General features: G+C 42.9%; 14 protein-coding genes and 1 pseudogene. 7 read left to right on the plus strand and 8 right to left on the minus strand.

Annotation, left to right across the window (positions count from 1 at the left end; all coding sequences use genetic code 11):
• Nucleotides 1-7 precede the first annotated feature (7 nt).
• The 8 genes from BN161_RS16380 to BN161_RS28735 all read right to left on the minus strand — a co-directional run bounded on the left by BN161_RS16380 (nt 8) and on the right by BN161_RS28735 (nt 11,717).
• Nucleotides 8-640 (minus strand): DUF2589 domain-containing protein, encoded by a 633-nt coding sequence (locus BN161_RS16380; protein ID WP_044268217.1) that lies wholly within the window; start codon nt 638-640, stop codon nt 8-10.
• 89 nt (nt 641-729) lie between these two features.
• The gene (locus tag BN161_RS16385; RefSeq protein ID WP_044268220.1) at nt 730-1,446 is read right to left on the minus strand and encodes a DUF2589 domain-containing protein; all 717 of its coding nucleotides are present in this window, start codon (nt 1,444-1,446) and stop codon (nt 730-732) included.
• A gap of 306 nt (nt 1,447-1,752) precedes the next feature.
• Entirely contained in the window at nt 1,753-2,334 is a 582-nt protein-coding gene (locus BN161_RS16390; RefSeq protein WP_044268223.1) for a hypothetical protein, read from the minus strand.
• Nucleotides 2,335-2,463: 129 nt separating this feature from the next.
• Nucleotides 2,464-3,213, minus strand: coding sequence for a PP2C family protein-serine/threonine phosphatase (locus BN161_RS16395; protein WP_044268225.1), 750 nt, complete (start codon nt 3,211-3,213; stop codon nt 2,464-2,466).
• Between the two features lie 66 nt (nt 3,214-3,279).
• Complete coding sequence (locus tag BN161_RS16400) at nt 3,280-3,834, minus strand: FHA domain-containing protein (RefSeq protein WP_081743728.1); 555 nt, start codon at nt 3,832-3,834, stop codon at nt 3,280-3,282.
• 30 nt (nt 3,835-3,864) lie between these two features.
• Complete coding sequence (locus tag BN161_RS16405; protein ID WP_244436521.1) at nt 3,865-7,194, minus strand: AAA family ATPase; 3,330 nt, start codon at nt 7,192-7,194, stop codon at nt 3,865-3,867.
• 15 nt (nt 7,195-7,209) lie between these two features.
• A complete protein-coding gene (locus BN161_RS16410) occupies nt 7,210-10,677 on the minus strand; it encodes a protein kinase domain-containing protein (RefSeq protein ID WP_044268231.1) in 3,468 nt (1,155 codons plus the stop codon).
• Between the two features lie 50 nt (nt 10,678-10,727).
• Nucleotides 10,728-11,717, minus strand: a complete 990-nt coding sequence (locus BN161_RS28735) for a zinc ribbon domain-containing protein (protein WP_244436522.1) — start codon at nt 11,715-11,717, stop codon at nt 10,728-10,730.
• A gap of 1,251 nt (nt 11,718-12,968) precedes the next feature.
• Between BN161_RS28735 and mnmG the strand changes: the two genes are divergently transcribed.
• The 7 genes and pseudogenes from mnmG to BN161_RS29230 all read left to right on the plus strand — a co-directional run.
• A complete protein-coding gene (gene mnmG / locus BN161_RS16420; RefSeq protein ID WP_044268233.1) occupies nt 12,969-14,843 on the plus strand; it encodes a tRNA uridine-5-carboxymethylaminomethyl(34) synthesis enzyme MnmG in 1,875 nt (624 codons plus the stop codon).
• Nucleotides 14,844-14,900: 57 nt separating this feature from the next.
• Complete coding sequence (locus tag BN161_RS16425; RefSeq protein WP_044268234.1) at nt 14,901-15,425, plus strand: adenine phosphoribosyltransferase; 525 nt, start codon at nt 14,901-14,903, stop codon at nt 15,423-15,425.
• Between the two features lie 26 nt (nt 15,426-15,451).
• Nucleotides 15,452-17,278 (plus strand): excinuclease ABC subunit UvrC, encoded by a 1,827-nt coding sequence (gene uvrC / locus BN161_RS16430; protein ID WP_044268235.1) that lies wholly within the window; start codon nt 15,452-15,454, stop codon nt 17,276-17,278.
• 101 nt (nt 17,279-17,379) lie between these two features.
• The gene (gene dtd, locus BN161_RS16435; RefSeq protein ID WP_007216627.1) at nt 17,380-17,832 is read left to right on the plus strand and encodes a D-aminoacyl-tRNA deacylase; all 453 of its coding nucleotides are present in this window, start codon (nt 17,380-17,382) and stop codon (nt 17,830-17,832) included.
• Nucleotides 17,832-18,170 (plus strand): nucleotide pyrophosphohydrolase, encoded by a 339-nt coding sequence (locus tag BN161_RS16440; RefSeq protein ID WP_026366777.1) that lies wholly within the window; start codon nt 17,832-17,834, stop codon nt 18,168-18,170. Before dtd ends, BN161_RS16440 begins: the two co-directional genes overlap by 1 nt.
• Nucleotides 18,157-19,059 (plus strand): deoxyribose-phosphate aldolase, encoded by a 903-nt coding sequence (deoC, locus tag BN161_RS16445; protein WP_044268239.1) that lies wholly within the window; start codon nt 18,157-18,159, stop codon nt 19,057-19,059. Before BN161_RS16440 ends, deoC begins: the two co-directional genes overlap by 14 nt.
• A gap of 331 nt (nt 19,060-19,390) precedes the next feature.
• Nucleotides 19,391-19,879 (plus strand): annotated as a pseudogene (locus BN161_RS29230) (DUF1266 domain-containing protein); the annotation flags it as partial.

Raw genomic sequence — 19,879 nt, forward strand, 5'->3', positions numbered from 1 at the left:
CATACTTCTATTCTTCTTTTTCCGACTGTTTATCTATTTTCTGTATGGGCTGTATCGATTTCGTATACAAATCAAGTAAAGTCAATACTCCTTTAGGCAAAGGTAGTCTGCCCGCATGTATATTCACTTTAAGACGGCTTGACAAAGTACTATCATATTGTTCACGGAAGTTTTTCTTATATTCCTGTTTGGCTGGAGCAATTCTTCCATTCAGAACCGCCTTCTTCTCTACAAGCTGCACATCCGCATTCACTTTCGATTTATAATCATAAGAACCCACCGATGTGATTTCCAGATCAAAATCCACATTGATCTTATCAATTGCAAGAGAATTTAAAGGCAGTAAACACAGTAAAGGAACCTGGAAAGCCATTTTGTTGATAGAAATGTATCCCGGATCAGTCGGTTGTTTCGCATAATCAACAACCGGCTGAGTCAGCACCATCTCTATCATAAGAGGTTGTCGCAAGTCACTTCCCTCCTCTTTTGTGAAGCAATAATCAAGCAAGAATTGAGCCTGCCCGGTTAGCATCATAACATTGGCTTTCGAGGCCGCCACCAAAGGTGCGCCAATGATGGATTCAATGTTAAGCTCTGCCCCAAATTGAGGTTTGAATGTACCTTGCTCGTTTTCAGACATAATCGTTTATTTCGACTTGATATTAAACTTCCTTGATAATTCTACATATCAAGCTTATCACCAATATTTACTTATTTTGGTTCTTAACCTCAAGTTCCTCCATTAGCTCCAGTTCCTCCGTTAGTTCCAGCTCCTCCATTAGTTCCAGCTCCTCCACCTTTTGCAGGGGTCAATTCTATAGGCTGAATTGCTTGTGCAAATGCTTCGATAATAGTGTTTACTCCTTTAGGAAGTGGCAGTTGGCCTGCATGTACATTAACCGTATACTTGGCAGAATTACTCTTCTCATAATGTGTATTATGGGTCGAAGAATCTTTTGAAGAATAACTGGCCGAACCTTTAATAGTTGTACTTAGCAACCCCCAACCTATTTTAGTTTCAAAACTACCTTCACCTTTAGTCTCTGATTCTTTTGCTTCATTATTGTCTTCAGAGAAACTTGATTTTACTTCCATTTCAAAGTTTATATCCACGGTTTCTACAGCTAATGAATTAATAGGTAGAATTGTCAAAAGAGGCAAAGTAAATTTTGTAGAAGCAGGTTCAACAGAAACCTTTCCGTTTTTATCCGTAGAAACAACACTTCTAGTGAGAATCATATCAATCATGATAGGCTCATAATTATAAACAGGCGGGTTGCCTTCACTAAATTTCTTTTTGTTGAAGCAAGTGTCCAACATAAACATCGTTTGCGTAAGAGCCATTGCAGAATTCGCCTTAGCGGCTGCATTCAGAGGACCTCCGATTAAGCTTTCCATTGGCAGCCCGGAGAATTGCTGCGACAGCGATAATAAATTTGTATCCATAATAATGCGTTTTGAAGAAGTTATTAAATATGTTAACTAAAACTCAGAAGTCTCTTAATCCATCTTTTTATGCACTCGAATAAACGAACAAAAAATCCTTCTTTCCTTTTAGGCTTTTCCGCCGGATAAAAACTAATAGTAATACGTTCACCCATATGTCTTTCACACTTATCCTGATTAGTAATGTGACAAAGTTAGTGACATAAAAGCATAAAAAGAGAATATAAGCGATAACATCTATTTTTTACAATTAGTTATTTATCACTTACTTACAAAGAGAAGTAATAACAATCTTCAAAAAGCAGGCTAATTAGCAACCTTCAATTTTATCCGATGCCTCCTTTGAGCCACAATTTGCTTATTGACATTCCCAAAGCAAAGAGCAATGGTAAAATCATCTAACCCACAAATTGAGAGGCATGAAAATAGACAATCGTCTTCCGTATATTTAGGATAGGTTTGGTGCAGATACTCTATATAGTCCTTGTATATCTCCATAATAGTAGAACGAAGTTTCTTCTGCTCATCTTCCAATAAAATACGTAAATCCTGTTTGTTTTTAGTTTTGTCTTGACGGCTAAGCCGTTCTATTGTTTTATAAATGGATGTCTCTTTAAAGATCACATTGCATAATTGCGCCTTTTCATCGGCCAATTTTCTGATTTCAGTTTCTTTCTGAGAAAGCAGTTTTTGAGTTTCTTCTTGTTTATCCCTCAATAAAGAAATATAATACTCAGTCTCTATCGCATGTACTTCCAATAAAGCCTGATCATATTTATGCTCCTGTTCGAGAAACTTCTTCCGCTGCTTTGTCCGCTGAATATACCAGACCAGGAAAAGAATCACGAGTAAACAGAAAACGATCAGATAGATAAATGGAAACTGCATCTTCACTTTTACTTTAAAATATTCGGTTATCTGACAGCAAAGAAAATAAAAATATAGAGAAATAGCAATATATATTTCAAAAAAACTGACTCATAAACCTACATTGTTCATTTGATCCGCTACCTCTTTCTATTCTGTTACCCGCAGAAGCACAACACTCACATTATCTCTACCACCTGCCGCCTTTGCAGCTTCTATCAGATTGATTGCAGTAGGTTCTTGTTGAAGAACTTCTTCAATCTGATCATCTGTAAGCATATCACTTAAACCATCGGAACAAATCAAAAAGAGATCTTCATCCAATAATTGGCCGGTTAATTCGGTGAAATCGGCAAAAGCAGATGTTCCGGCACCCAAAGAGTTATATATTACGTTGGATGGAGTAGTCATATCTCCGGTCAGTTCTCGCATAGAATGGTCCGACGAAAGTTGTTTCAGAATACCGCCACGATAACGATACAGGCGGCTGTCTCCAATATTCACCATATAGATGCTCTCTTCATAACTGAACATGCCTACAAAAGTGGTTCCCATTCCCTCGTATTGAGGAAGTTCAACGCCCTTGTTTGTTATCAGAGCATGAGTTTCATTCACCCAATTCTTTATCTCGCCGGACAGCGCCTCATGAGAAAGTTCGGAAGGAAGATCGGTAATAAAACGGTCGAATGCCTGGGTAGCCAACTCACTGGCAAATTCTCCACCTTCGTGTCCGCCCATACCATCCGCTACAAAAGCTGTAAAACGAGCCTGAGGAATGAGTTCAAACTTCTGTTCGTATGTTTCGTCACGATAAAGTCCTCCGTTGAAAAGTATCATATCTTCATTATTGGTACGTATGCACCCCATATCACTGGCAAGCTGACATTTCAATAATAACATAAGGCAATTTTACGATTTAATGGTTACAACCTACGATTAAAATTATCTCTACCATTCCATCCGAATCTATTCAACCTTGAAATCAAGATTGGCTATACGAATGACATCTCCGATGTTAAACACAGCAGGTACATTCGGCGAAAGACGGTTGTCGTTGACAAACGTACCATTGGTAGAATCCAGATCCACAATTTCCCATTGTCCGGATGTATTCTTCTGTAAGCGGGCATGGGTACCGGAAACATATCCCTGAGAAGCGAATGCAGATACATAATCGCCCTTTCTGCGACCAATCACCGCACCATTTCCCAAACCTAAACGGATGCCTGCGGCAGAACAAACCAAACGTACAGGAAGTGGAGGTGCGGATACTCCCGGACGCATTGTTTTTTCAGGTTCAGAAGAAACCGAAGAATTCACGGAAGAAGTCGAAGGATGCATAGGTGACACGACTTGATTCACAGCGGATACTAACGGCTGACCGCATTGCGTGCATCGTTTCCCCTTTCCAAACACATGGCATTGAGGGCAAATATACAGTTCAACGCCGCATTGGTCGCAATAGTAACTATCACTTTCTATTTCAACTCTGCACTTGGGGCAGTTGACTAATGTACTCATTTCTTTAGCGATTAACGATTAGTGATTCAATTATCCCATATCCTCAGGTAACAATATACTGTAGCTTGCCGGATCAAAGTCAGGACGCTCCATTTCGTGACGAAGACGGGAGCTCTGATTCTTCTTCACCCGGTCGAAATAATTATTTACTTCACGGGCATTGGCAAAATTACGTTCACGACGATTATATAAATCCGTGAAGTAAACATGCATGGCATTTTCTGCTTCAGGAGTCAGTGTAAGTTTATCCTTTTTCGCCTTCATCCTAAAAATTTGCGCCAATTCATCGGGATTATAGTCCTCAAAATGAATTACCTTGGTGAAACGGGATTCCAAACCTGAATTCGTATCAATCCACTGGCGGATCTCACGCGGATACCCGGCAGCAATGCAAACCATCTTCCCCTTATAATCAAGCAACATCGGCAAAATAGTATTTGTAGCCTCCTGCCCGAAGCTATCCCCCATCAGTGAATAAGCTTCGTCAATAAAAAGCACACCGCCCACCGCACGCTTCACAACCCGTGCCGTTTTAGTGGCAGTCTGTCCCACATAACCTTCTACCAAGTCTTTACGGGTTACTTCCAACAAACGATTGCTGGGCAATACACCCAATGAATAGAAAATATTTCCCATGATACGTGCCACAGTAGTCTTTCCCGTTCCCGGATTGCCGACAAAGAGATAGTGATCCACTACACCCTGGAATTTCTTACCCATAGCTTCCGCCTTAGCACGCTCCACTTTGATATAATCGGCAATCTCCTTCACTTCACGTTTCACGCTGGATAATCCGATCAATTGGTTCAATTCCGCCATGCACTCTTCTTCATCGATCATCTTTGGCGGATCATACGGAATATCCTCCGCCTCGATGGTCAGGTACATTTCCCGAGTCAAAGTCTGTCCTCCGGCATGTAATTGTGCCAGTCGGTTGGCACGGCGGGCTTTGGTCTTCTCAAAGAGTTTCACCATTTCTCCGGCATTCCCAAAATTCTCATCTTTCGATGTCACCATTTCATCGACTAACTTAATCAGCATCTCTTCCGCATCCGGTGTCAGTGTATTCCCTTTCTTCCTGATAAGAGAACGGTAAATACAGATCAACTGGTCTGCCGAGTAGTCCTCGATATGCAGGAAATTACTAAACCGACGCCGGAAGCCCGGATTGGCATTATTGACAAATTCCTCCATTTCAGCGCGATAACCGGCACAGATAACCACGAATTTCCCGGCATCCTTCACCATTCGGGTCATTAGTGCCTCCACGGCTTCCACTCCTGTCTGATCCTTACTTCCACCGGCACAGACAGGCATCAGAGCGTAGGCTTCATCTATAAAAAGAATACCCCCCATCGCTTCGTCACAAGCCTTGTCCACAAGTTTGGCCGTCTCATTCTGATATGTACTTATCAGATGTTTACGCTCCTTCTCCACAACCTTATCAGTAGGCAGCAGACCGATGGCTTTAAAGACCTCGCCCAGCTTGCAGGCAATGGTGGTCTTACCTGTCCCCGGATTACCCGTCAGCACAATGTGTACAGGAGTCACCTCGGCGTCGGCAATACCCATTTCCATCATCTCCTTGTCCATGGCTATCTTGTTCGCCAGCGCACGTATTTCAGCTTTTACACTGTCCATGCCCACGAATTCATTCAGTTCAGCAAGTACAGCGTCCAGACTCTTGATATTTTTGCTTTCCTCACCCTCAATATCGGCACGCGTCAGCACATGCACCATAGACGCATCATAATCCGGTGTACCTTTCAGTTCCAGCAACCGGACTCCCTGATTCTTGATTGCACGATCCATTGCGTTCCGTACCTCACGGGCATTACCGAAATTGCGCGTACGGGTCAGGTACATCTTCGAGAAGTAATTACGGATAAATGCCTCGGCCTCTTCATCCAGGGTCAGATGCTCTTTCTTCACCTGTCGACGGAAAATTTCCGTCAATTCATCGGCTTTATAGTCGCGGAAAGTCACCGTTTCATTGAAACGCGAGGCCATCCCTGAGTTAGAACTCAGAAATTCTCCCATCTCCTTTGTATATCCGGCAGCAATAGCCACAAACTGCCCGCGACGATCTTCTACCAGTTTCAGCAACGTATCAATTGCTTCCTGGCCGAACTGGTCATTATCACCTTGCTTCAATGTATAGGCTTCGTCAATGAACAGCACTCCGCCCATAGCCATATCCACATATTTTTCCACCGCCAGAGCCGTTTGACCCACATATCCCGCAACCAGCTCCTTACGTGAAACTTCCACCAACTGACCGATGGGCAGCACTTCCAGTGAATTCAGGATATCAGCAAAGATACGGGCAATCGTTGTCTTCCCCGTCCCCGGATTACCAAGGAACAGAAAATGATCTTTGACCTCCCGTTTAGCTCCGGCACCTTTCCGTTCCCGTTCAAAATCTATCTTATGAATGATTTTCTGCACCGTTGCCTTGATTTCATCGATACCGACAAACTCATCCAGCTCTGCCATGATCTCCTCATAACTCTTCTGCCGGAACTCTTTACCGGGAATATCCTCAGGAATGGCAACCGATGCATTCGGATCGCGCTTGATAGTATTGGCAAAGATATCAGCCGCTTTTTTCACGGCCAGATGCCCATTCCCGAAATCATCTGATTTCTGTCGCATCTCATTCTTAAACACACGTTCCAGTTTAGCATCCGCTTCCTCACTCAATGCAATCCCATAACGTTTTTTGAGCTCATGGATACAAAGCTGCTTCAGTTCCTCCATACTGAAATCTTTCAGATCGAAGTAATACTCAAAGCGATTGCGCACATCAGGATTGGATACCAGGAACTCTTTAAAGGCCGATGAAAGCCCGGAAAGAATGACTATCGGATCATTATTCCACTTATCCATACAGCTGAACAGCTTATCAAGCTTATTGATATCATTGGCTGCACCCGAAGGCAAAAGCTTCTGCACATTTTCAATGCAGAGAATACCCCCTTTCAAGTCAGCGGTATTCTTTTCCCACTCTTTGGCAAACTCCTCATAATCCACCGCATCCACTACTTTCATGGCAGGCTTCTTGATAATACCACTGGAATACAATAGTTTTTGCAATACTCCTGCCAGTTTGGTTTTACCGGTTCCGGTATTTCCCGTAATAATCATGTCCATGCCCAGACGAATGGAAATGCCACTACGCTGTGCACGCAAAGCGAGCGACTCACAAGTATTTACCAAATCCTGCAACTGGTTCTTGACGGTTTCCATCCCCACCAACTCACGCAGCGGTTCAGTAGCTTTAGTAACCACATTGGCGCCACACCATTTGCAGAAAACAGCGTTTTCACGGTTCGGCTTATTACATTTCGGACAATTCATAGTCATCTTCATTTATCAGTTCTCTACATCTGCTTTCGCTTTTTTGAAACTGAAGTTCACTTGTTTTTTGGTCGTATAATTCTCATAAGTACCTTCAAAAGCGCCCATTCCATCGCCGGTGAACTTACCGTTATACTGCCCGTCGAGAGTACCGTTCTTGTATACATCGTCAAAATGGATAGTATTCGCAACGGTATTCACAGTGCCCGTCAGTGCTTCGTTGGTCAGATTCGTATATTGCACATGTATGGTAGCTTTCAAGCCTTCCGAGTTTGCTGTCGTTATGTTCAGCGTAGCATTACGTCCTTCAAACGTACCCTCCCATGTGCCTACCAGTTCTTTCAGCTTTCCATCGTTTTGCAGAAAACGGGAAGCATCCAGTCCGAATGCCGGAGTATATTGCACAAACAGATAGGCCAGCCAACCTACCACCACCATGGAAAGTACGGCACGATAAGAAAACTTACGGATACAATCTTTCAGATATTTAGCATATTGTGCCGATTCACCGCCAATAGAAGACTCAAAGTGTGTCCCCACACTCGCTTTAAAAGCAAAATGCAATGGCTCCAAGCCTGTTTCCTCAAAACCGGGATTCAGCAAATGATCATGCAACCTCCGCTCAACCGGAAGCTTGAAATAACAGCTTTTCATCAGATAATAAGCCAGTAGGAGCAAAAGTCCAGCCAGTACATAATGAGCATAAGGCATGATGAGATCCAGCACAAAATATACTGTATAGTAGATAATTGCCCCCACAATAAAGCCTAAAATAGCACTTCCGATAAGATTCTCAAAATCAGAAGTCACAAAAATAAGAATACCGAAGATGATACCCATCGTCACAATGGAACCGACAGAGAAACCGGACAACGGGTTTTCTGTGAACGGAAGCCCGTAGAAGCATAATGCAACCGCAAAAGCCAAAATAGGAATGAAACACAGTATTCCCAGCAAGACACGCATCACCGTCAGCGTCCTACAACGCAAACGCACTTTCCGCAGGTTCTTATTCACAAAATTGGTGGCAATACGGAAATTGGAAACATCTGTATCTTTACTATCTATTTTTTCGATGAATTCGAGATATTTCACCGTTTCCTGCTCATATGCGAATTTGGGAGAAAGATTCTTCAACGGATTCTCCTGAAAGAAAGTAGTAAGCCAGTCTCTCAAATATCCACTCTCCAGTTCTGCCTTAACTTCTTTCGATGGAATGGACTTCAATCCGTCCAAATCGGTTATACTCTTATCACTATCCTTGAAGTAATAATAAGGTAAAGCGCCCAATCCCTTGATCATCTTGAAAGTAGCTATAATCCAGTTGTAAGGGCCTGCTTTCCGGAGATTATCTTTGGATTTCAGTTCAAAGCAGTAATTTATCCATTCAATCTTATCTTCATACACACCCTTAGACTTCAGATAGAAATAAAGCCGCGAACCTTTCAGACTTGAGAGCATACCAAGAATATAATCGGCATATTCATGATCCGGATCATTCTTCGGTGTATTCTTGTAAACCATCAACTGTTGATTGATGAATTGGGCTATTTGAGTATGCGTGAAATAATAATTATTTGCAGTCTCGTCCATTTGCAGGGTGAAGGAAACTTTAGGAGTCAAATTATAAAGTACACCGTAAGTTACCGCAGCATCCGATGTACTGAAGCCTTTCAATTGAGTACGTATCTTCCCTACCAATCCTTTATCACGGCCTGCCAACCATATCAGGAAAGACTCTTCTGCCAAATCATTCCACGAGTCGGCACTCAACATATGATTATAAGCATAATGAAGAACTTCTTCCGGTGTATTGCAACGTCCCAAATTCCCCTTTTCATCGATCAATTCATAAGGACGTGAAGGGTCAAGTTCATAGATTAAACGCCATAAAGCCTCCCGCTGGCGACCTTTTTTATTAAACAAGGGAGCTGCATTATCCGTAAGCCGCTTCAGATCGTGCGCATTAAAAAAGAGAAACAGGGGATCGTTCGCGTTCGCCAAAGTAGTCTGGTAAGTGCTGAAGTTCTCAATAAGAGATTGCGCTATTTCTTCGACAATAGTCCGCGGACGTCCCTTAACATCATAATAGGGCATATCCACATTGAGCGTATAGCAGGCAGCATACAGCCCGGCAGTCTGGTCTTTCGGATAGCGCTTTTCTACAATATCTTCGATTTCCGAAACCAATTCCGGCCGCTGATTATCATTCAGCCATTTAGTAAGCTTACCGGTATAGAGATATTTAATGGCAAGATTCTGATCCTGCCGCATAAAATCAGCCAATTGTTCGGGTGAATGTGCTATCTGATTCTTTCCGGCATTAAAAATAATACTGAAACGACGTTTACTTTCCTGCCCGATAAAATCACTGAATACATCCTCTCCGCGAGCCCAACGAACGATTTCGGTAAATCCACAACGTTTTTCCGGCTGAGGTGCAGTCAATGCTTTTATTAATTGCAGCGTTCGTCCCGATAAATCCGCAGGAAAAGGCAAATCTCCCGTACGTTTACGCTTCATCAGTTCAAACTCTCTCTCTTTAAACTCTTTCTCACCCATCCACAGACAGAGCAAAACCATACCAAGAGAGTAAAAATCACTCTTCGTGTCAATCTCCACCCGATTCTCACCAGGAACTGTATAATACATTTCTGGAGCTGCATAAATGCGGGTACGAGCTTGATCCGTACGGGCAACTCCATTCTGATCGCATCTTACCGAAATACCAAAATCCCCCAACAGTACCTGATTCTGTTTCTCATCGGCAAAAAAGAAATTACCCGGCTTGATATCCCGATGAATAAACCCATGCTTATGACAGAAATCAATGGCAGCGGCAGCTTGTTTAGCTATTTCACAAAGCCTCCTTTCGTCTCCTTTCAGATTTACTTTATCCAAAGAGCCTCCTTTACAGTAAGTCATTACTTCATAATGCCTCAATTCACCGAAAACACGCGGATTATCCCACTGACCATGATCTATGATATCCACTAATAATCCTGAGCGCGGAGTTTGTCTTATAATTTCAAGTATCTGATGATTAGGAGGCGGTTCAATACCAACATAATAGAGTTTTAGTACGTACTGCTTTCCCTTATTTTCCACCAGAAAAATCTGAGCTTCTCCCGTCCCATCCGATATCACCTTTATAACCCTGTAATTCAGACCTTTAATAAGATATTCCGTATCATGTTGACGAGTGATAGCCTCAATCGCCTTTTGCTGTTCGGCACGTAAGGTCGCATCATCTGACGAAACCGGACGCAACGTCTTATCCTCCATTCCACCGGGATGCAGAGTTTTGTCAATGTTAGCTACACCAGGGTGCAAGGTCTTCTTACTATCATCTTCCGGGCGAAGAGTTTTCTCTTCTTCACCAGGACGAAGGGTTTTCTCGGCTTTCAGGGCAGGGCGCAAAGTTTTATCACCGTCCGCACTACCGGGACGCAGTGTTTTATCACTGTCTCTCAAGTCGCTCATAATTCTATATAGTTTTAAGATTAGCCAATCCGACAAAGCATCCTGAAGGATTAATCATCCTGATACTCAAAGGTTTTTGTAACAGTCACCACATCTTCATATATCCAGGTCCCCCCCAGTTCCGGCTGAGCACACTCACTTGGCTGACTATGCTGACAACCGCAGAGATTACATACCCAACAAACAGGCGCTTTTGTTACGGATTTCCGCAAAACAGGCAATTTCCTTGCCGAATAGTAATTCCGCTGCATCTGTGGCGTCATATCTCCTTCCGGACGAAGTTTCTCCATCAGCAACTTCATTTCTTCCAGTTTCTCTTTATAAGATTGCTTTGCTTCGTCAAGGTCTACCTTCTTCACATTCAGTTGTATCTTCGGACGAGTTTGAACAGGTTCCTCCACTTTCGGTTCAGGTCTGGAAACCTGCATTCCTTCAAGAGAACCGCTTCCTGAAAAGAGATCTTTATATTGTTGTATCAGTTTCTTATCGGCTTCACTCAATTCTACAGGAGGCAGTTCAGGTTCCCCCACCGGAAGTTCTTCAGAGACAGTATTCAGTATTTGTTCTTCCAAATCGGCAAGTTCCTGTGCCAATGCCAGCATTTCCTGAAAGACGGGGTCTTTCTTCGCCTTTTGCATTTCCTGCATTGCCATCTCATTGAGGGGACGATTACATTTTCGGCAAAAACTGCGGAAATTAAGGGTATTGCAGTCAGGACAGATAATCCCTATGCGAGGATTACCACAATCAGGACAGAAGAAATCATCCGCTTCCATCGAGGCACCGCAGAATGAGCACAATTCTGCATGAAGGCCTTGTCCGCAATGAGGGCATATTTCCCAATTAGGCTGAACAGGAGAGTTACAACGCATACATGAAGTTCCTTTAAGCGCCATACCACATTCTTCACAGAATTTATCACCACTGTGACAAGGTGTCCCGCAATTAGGACAACATTGCGGCTGTTCCGCCTGTTTCTCCGAAGTCTTCTGCTGCGCCTTTATCTGTTGTTCCGATAAAGATTGATGTTGCTGTTTCATAAACCGTATTCAGACTATAAGTTGACCATCCAGATTTTAAGTTTCCAAATATATCAAATTATTTGCGGAATACGATGGCGGCAGATAGAAAAAACTCTTTTTTGCTTCTAAACAGAAAAAGAAAGGAAACAAATGATAAACAGTACTATCTCAATTCTCCTCCTCTGTCGGAGGAGGAGTACCCGTAGGGGGAGGTGGTAGGTAAAATAATAAAGTACCTATAAATCACAAAGCTAAGGATTTCTTTTCTCACCTACCACCCCGCCCTTTGGGCACCCCTCCTCCGACTGGAGGAGGGGAATGGAGATAGTCCGTTTGATTCAAAACCCTACAGAAATGCACAAAACATAACCAATAGAAATTTAACTCAGATTCTGGATATTAGCTATATATATCGGACGCGCAGCATCTATATATCAAACATGTCGCATCTATATATCGGACATGCAGTATCTATATATCCAATACCACCGATATATAGCTCGTTAGTCCGCATCACATACACACTTTTCTCATATAATATGGAAATGCAGCTTGTTATAGTTGCAACAGTGACGATATATTCGTCCTATCAATCACACAGTGTAAGGAAATCGAAAACCTGTTATTTCTCCCTTTACAGGAAGTTAAGAGTTTGTCGACAGGAAGTTAACTTCTTGCCAACAAACTCTTAACTCCTTGTCGACAAGAAATTGACACTTTGTAGTACCTTGATAATCAACGATAAATTTCCCTTGTACAAAAAGAATATTCGTGAACATATATTACTCGCTTTTCACACCTCTAACATATTCCACTTGCTTCGAAATCGGACATGCCTGAAACAACAAGCAACGTCATGATGCAAAACTAGCAATGTCGTAATGCGGAATATTGCTAGTTTTGCATCATGACATTGCTTGTTATAATTATACTCAATACACCAAGTGTTATTTTCTTCTTGCAGTCTTTCAGTTTTTGCCTGAGCTCCCTGTTCATCGGCATTCCGGCTGAAACATGCCTGAAACGGCTATAGACTTGGATGTTTCAGCCGGAATGCCGATGAACAGGGAGTTCGTGGGAACTGAAAGAACAGAAAGAACTTTTTCTTAAAAATAGTGGGCATAGCATATTAGTTCTTCCTCAAAAAAATGAAAGATTGGTGTGGTTCACAAGCCACTAACCTTCCCTTAAACAATGATAAGAAAAAGAAAAACTGGATGAGTAGTAGTTTTTTTCGTAACTTTGCACTGTTTTAAAGACATTGAATGAATGGAGTTTAAATACGACGTTATCGTGATTGGCGCCGGACATGCCGGTTGTGAGGCCGCAGCCGCTGCGGCAAATCTGGGTTCAAAAACCTGTCTTATCACCATGGACATGAATAAGATAGGACAAATGAGTTGTAACCCTGCCGTAGGTGGTATTGCCAAAGGACAAATTGTACGCGAAGTAGATGCTTTAGGTGGATATATGGGATTAGTGACCGATCAGACCGCCATCCAGTTCCGCATCCTGAACCGTTCCAAAGGTCCTGCGATGTGGAGCCCACGTGCACAATGCGACCGCAATAAGTTCATCTGGGCATGGCGCGAAATCTTAGAAAACATTCCTAATCTGCATATCTGGCAAGATACAGTACGCGAAATTCTCGTTGAAAACGGAGAAGTGGCAGGCTTAACCACTTTGCTCGATGTAACCTTCCGTGCAAAATGCATCGTACTGACTGCCGGCACTTTCCTGAACGGACTGATGCACGTAGGACGTACCAAGCTTGCCGGAGGACGTATGGCAGAACCTGCATCTTACGAATTAACCGAATCCATCGCAAGACATGGCATTGAATATGGACGCATGAAAACCGGTACACCTGTTCGCATAGACGGACGAAGCGTGCACTATGAATACATGGAAACACAGGATGGAGAATGTGACTTTCATAAATTCTCTTTCTTGGATACCAGTGTACGCCACCTGAAGCAACTACCATGCTGGACGTGCTTCACGAACGAGGAAGTGCACCGTGTATTACGCGAAGGGCTGCCGGATTCTCCTCTTTTCAACGGACAGATTCAAAGCATCGGTCCACGTTACTGCCCCAGTATCGAAACTAAAATAGTTACTTTCCCCGATAAGGAGCAACACCAGCTTTTCCTGGAACCGGAAGGAGAAACAACTCAGGAACTTTATTTAAATGGCTTCTCTTCATCACTCCCGATGAATATACAGATAGAAGCGCTGAAAAAAGTTCCCGCATTCAAAGATTTGGTGATTTATCGTCCCGGATACGCTATCGAGTATGACTACTTCGACCCTACCCAACTAAAACATACGTTGGAAACGAAGAAAATTAAAAATCTATTCTTTGCAGGGCAAGTAAACGGGACCACCGGATATGAAGAAGCAGCCGGACAAGGAATCATTGCCGGAATCAATGCACATATAAACTGCCACGGCGGTGAGCCATTTACTCTTGCACGAGACGAAGCATATATCGGCGTATTAATCGATGATCTCGTAACCAAAGGTGTGGACGAACCTTACCGTATGTTCACTTCGCGCGCCGAGTATCGCATCCTGTTACGTATGGACGATGCAGATATGCGTCTTACCGAAAAGGCATGGAAACTCGGACTTGTAAAGAGCGACCGCTATGAGTTACTGAGACGGAAACGTGACTCAATCAATAGTATCATAGAATTCACTCGTAACTATTCGATGAAACCGGCATTAATCAATCCGATATTGGAGCAATTGGGTACTACTCCCCTTCGCCAAGGATGCAAATTGATCGACCTTATAAACCGTCCCCAAATTACGCTTGAAAATATGGCGGAGCATGTCAGCGCTTTCCGCCGGGAGCTGGATAAAGTTACCGAAAGAAAAGAAGAAACGATTGAGGCAGCTGAAATCCTGATTAAGTATGAAGGATACATTGGACGTGAACGAATGATTGCAGATAAACTGGCTCGTCTGGAAAGCATCAAAATAAAAGGGAAGTTTGATTATAATGCCATTCAATCCCTATCCACCGAAGCAAGACAGAAGCTGGTGAAGATTGATCCGGAAACGATAGCCCAGGCAAGCCGGATTCCGGGCGTATCACCAAGCGATATAAACGTATTGTTGGTGCTTTCGGGCAGATAAAGCAAATACGTTCCACGTGAAACAAAGAATTCAATAAACGCATTAAAAATACTGATTATGAGCAAAGAAACTCTTGCAAAAAGCATTCGGGAAATCCCCGATTTTCCTATTCCGGGAATTCTATTTTACGACGTAACTACATTGTTTAAAGATCCTGCAAGGCTTCAGGAACTTTCAGATACATTGCATGAGATGTACAAGGACAAAGGTATCACAAAAGTGGTAGGCATTGAATCGAGAGGCTTCATTATGGGACCTATCCTCGCCACCCGTTTGGGTGCAGGTTTCATTCCTATCCGCAAGCCCGGAAAGCTTCCTGCAGAAACCATTGAGGAAAGTTACGATAAAGAATATGGTAAAGACACCATTCAGATACATAAAGATGCTCTCAACGAGAACGACGTAGTTTTGCTACATGACGATCTGCTCGCCACAGGCGGAACAATGGAGGCCGCCTGCAAGCTAGTACAAAAGATGAATCCAAAGAAAATATATGTAAACTTCATCATAGAACTGAAGGAGTTGCACGGAATAGACTTATTCAACAAAGACGTAGACGTACAGTCGGTACTTTCATTATAAACGAAGAGAAAAGACCTGAGAACCACATGGAGAATAACCCTGAACTTAAAGCCAGCGAATATCTGAAAGGAATTGTATTAAACCTTCCGGAGAGCCCCGGTATTTACCAATATCTGAATACCGAAGGGGTTATCATATACGTAGGTAAAGCTAAAAACTTAAAGCGAAGGGTCTCCTCCTATTTCAACAAAGAGCACGAACCGGGAAAAACGAGAGTACTCGTCAGCAAAATAGCCGATATCCGATATATTGTGGTGAACTCTGAGGAGGACGCCTTGCTGCTGGAGAATAATCTCATCAAGAAATATAAGCCACGGTACAATGTATTGTTGAAAGATGATAAGACATATCCGTCCATTTGCGTTCAAAACGAGTATTTTCCCCGGATATTCAAGACACGTAAAATCATACGCAACGGTTCCTCTTACTATGGCCCCTACAGCCATGTACCATCTATGAATGCATTGCTCGATCTTATCAAGCATCTGTATCCGTTACGCACCTGCAACCTGAACCTTTCGCCCGAAAATATCCGGGCAGGAAAATTCAATGTTTGTCTGGAATATCATATCAAGAACTGCGCCGGACCTTGTGTCGGGAAGCAATCACTGGATGATTACATGAAAAACATCGGAGAAATCAAGGAAATCCTCAAAGGTAATACGCAGGAAATACAACGGATACTTTTTCAACAAATGCAGGAACTGTCCGCTGATATGAAGTTTGAAGAGGCACAAAAGGTCAAGAATAAATACATGCTGATTGAAAATTACCGTGCCAAGTCAGAGGTAGTAAGCAATATTCTGCATAATATCGATGTTTTTTCCATAGAGGAAGACAGTGATGGCAAATCTGCATTTATCAATTATCTGCATATCACGAACGGGGCAATCAACCAGGCTTTTACATTCGAGTACAAGAAGCGGTTGAATGAAACCAAAGAAGAACTTATCCAACTGGGCATCATTGAAATGAGAGAGCGATACAAGAGCCTTTCACGCGAAATCATCGTGCCTTTCGAGGTGGATATGGAGTTGAAAGACGTGGTCTTTACAATACCTCAGCGAGGGGATAAGAAGAAACTGCTGGATCTTTCCATTCTGAATGTAAAGCAATATAAGGCCGATCGCATGAAGCAAGCCGAAAAGCTGAATCCGGAACAGCGCAGCGTCCGCTTGATGAAAGAGATACAGGAAGAGTTACACCTTGAACATTTACCCATACAAATAGAGTGTTTTGATAACTCAAACATCCAAGGCTCCGATCCGGTTGCCGCCTGCGTGGTATTCAAGAAAGCCAAGCCCTCAAAACAAGACTACCGGAAGTACAATATCAAGACCGTAGTAGGCGCAGACGACTACGCCTCCATGAAAGAAGTCGTAAGACGCCGTTATCAGCGCGCTATTGAAGAGAAAGCAACCCTACCAGACCTCCTTATTACCGACGGTGGAAAGGGGCAAATGGGTGCCGTAAAAGAAGTTCTGGACGAACTAAGTCTGAACATCCCCATTGCCGGACTTGCCAAGGATGGCAAACACCGCACATCCGAACTGCTTTATGGCTTTCCACCGCAGACTATCGGTTTAAAACAAAACACTCCCCTGTTCCGATTATTGACACAGATACAGGATGAAGTACATCGTTTTGCCATTACTTTCCACCGCGAAAAACGCAGCAAACGACAGATTGCTTCCGAGTTGGATGAGATAAAAGGCATTGGAGAAAAGACTAAAGCAGCTCTGCTAAAAGAGTTTAAAAGCGTAAAGCGCATAAAAGAAGCATCCCTGGAGGCGCTTACGAAGGTTACAGGAGAAGCTAAAGCAAAAGTAATTGAAGAATATTTTAGAAGTTAACTCCTCCTTCTACATATTCATACGCACAAATTGCAGGCAATCACGAATTTATTCGTAACTTTGCATCCGGAAAAGTTTTAAAAGATTAGGATAAAAAGAACATGAGAGTAGTCATACAACGTGTCGGACACGCTTCTGTTACAATCAACGGAACATGCAAATCCGCTATAGGGAAAGGGCTTCTGATATTGGTAGGTATTGAGGAAACAGACGGACAAGAAGATATTGACTGGCTTTGCAAAAAAATTGTCAACCTGCGTGTCTTTGACGACGAGAATGGAGTAATGAACAAATCAATCCTCGACATTAACGGTGAAATACTGGTAATCAGTCAGTTTACCTTGCATGCTTCTACAAAGAAGGGTAACCGTCCTTCATATATACGTGCAGCAAAGCCCGATATTTCCGTTCCGCTGTATGAACAGTTTTGCAAAGATTTGAGTTTTCTATTAGGCAAAGAAATAGGTACCGGAGAATTTGGTGCCGACATGAAGGTAGAATTATTAAACGATGGCCCTGTGACCATCTGTATGGATACAAAAAACAAGGAATGATGACATTAGAAGAAGCTCAGCATCAGGTAGATTGCTGGATTAAAAAGTATGGTGTACGCTATTTCAGCGAACTCACCAATATGGCTGTCCTTACTGAGGAGGTAGGTGAACTGGCAAGAGTTATGTCCCGCAAATACGGTGACCAATCCTTCAAAGAAGGAGAAAAAGATAATATCGAAGACGAAATAGCGGATGTCCTCTGGGTACTACTCTGCATTGCCAATCAGACAGGTGTAAACGTCACTGAAGCGTTTGCCCGCAATCTGGAGAAGAAAACCCAACGGGATAACACCCGCCATATCAATAATCCTAAATTGCAAGACCATGGAGAAGAATGAACCTAACCAGAACAAGTATGATGCCGCATTGGCAAAGTACAACACACAGCTGGACGATACGGAAGTAGCTGCCCAGGTAGCGAAAATCATTGCAGAAAAAGTGCCCGGAAACCATACGGAGGAGGTCAAGAAATTCTTGTTCCACTGCATTGATCTTACTACACTGAACACTACGGACAGCGATGAAAGCGTGATGAAATTCACTCAAAAAGTAAATCAGTTCGACGAAGAATTCCCTGATTTGGAGAATGTCGCTGCTATCTGTGTTTACCCTAACTTCGCAGAAATCGTAAAGAGTACCCTGGAAGTAGAGGATGTAAAAATAGCCTGTGTCTCGGCAGGTTTTCCTTCCTCACAAACCTTCACAGAAGTAAAAGTAGCAGAAACCGCCATGGCACTGATGGAAGGTGCAGACGAAATAGATATCGTAATTTCAGTAGGCAAATTCCTGAGTGGAGACTACGAAAACATGTGCGAAGAGATACAGGAACTGAAAGATGTCTGCAAGGAACATCACATGAAAGTGATTCTGGAAACAGGCGCTCTGAAGAGTGCTTCCAATATCATGAAAGCCTCTATCCTATCCATGTATTCGGGCGCAGACTTTATAAAGACATCTACCGGGAAACAACAACCCGCTGCAACCCCGGAAGCCGCTTATATAATGTGCCGGGCTATTAAAGAATATTACGATAAAACCGGCAATAAAGTAGGTTTCAAACCTGCCGGAGGCATTAATACCGTAAATGACGCTGTCATCTACTACACTATCGTCAAAGAGGTGCTTGGCGAAGAATGGCTCAACAACCAATGGTTCCGCTTGGGCACCAGCCGCCTGGCCAATCTTCTGCTTTCGGACATCAAAGGCATGGAAATGAAGTTCTTCTAAGAGCTTCCATACTATAATAAAAACTAAAGAAGCTTGATAGGAAAAGCGAAACTTTTCCTATCTTTGCGACAACATAAGCCAATAGAGTTTTGGCTAAAGCATTGTATTAGAGAACGTTTCATTTATTACCTTTTTCCTGGAATTCGGCAAAATTCAATCTATGAAAGGTAATGAGCAAACGGGTCTCACGCACTTTCGTGTATATACTCTTGTTATATATCGAATAGGCGTGAGACTGTTGCTTGTATTTCATAGACGGTTTGCCGAAGCCTCAGGAATGGTACAAGTAACAGTTCTCACGCTTTTTGATAACAAACGTAAAGATAAGAGTATGGAAACAAATTCGGCACCCCTCTTCCATCGGAATCCACAGGCACCTCCTGTGAACCGAAATCGCGAACAAGCCCTTCTCATCGGACTGATGAGCGGAGAGCAAGAGTTTTTTTACACAAACAGTCTGACTACGGGAAGAAGTCGTAAGGAGCTGTCCCGACATCTTTCTTTAGCCGTAAGACTAAAAGACAAACCTAACATTCAACTGGTATTTAACTTTCTCAAAGAGGAAGGAGAACGCAGTGCATACAACATCATGATTTCTCTTTTTCTATCGGAGCATAACGAAAAAAAACGCGAAGCACTCATCAAAGAACGCTTTCTTGGCATCGATCGCTTCGTACAATATTGCAGAAATCTGAGTGATTTCCTGGTCTACATCAAAGAGAATAACACAATCGAAATAACCAACGAAGACCTCCAACGGGGCATATTAGCATGGGATTTAGGGCATTTGGTAAGTCTCGCCCGCATATCTTACGACTAT

This window comes from Bacteroides timonensis (assembly GCF_000513195.1).
GTDB classification, from domain to species: domain Bacteria; phylum Bacteroidota; class Bacteroidia; order Bacteroidales; family Bacteroidaceae; genus Bacteroides; species Bacteroides timonensis.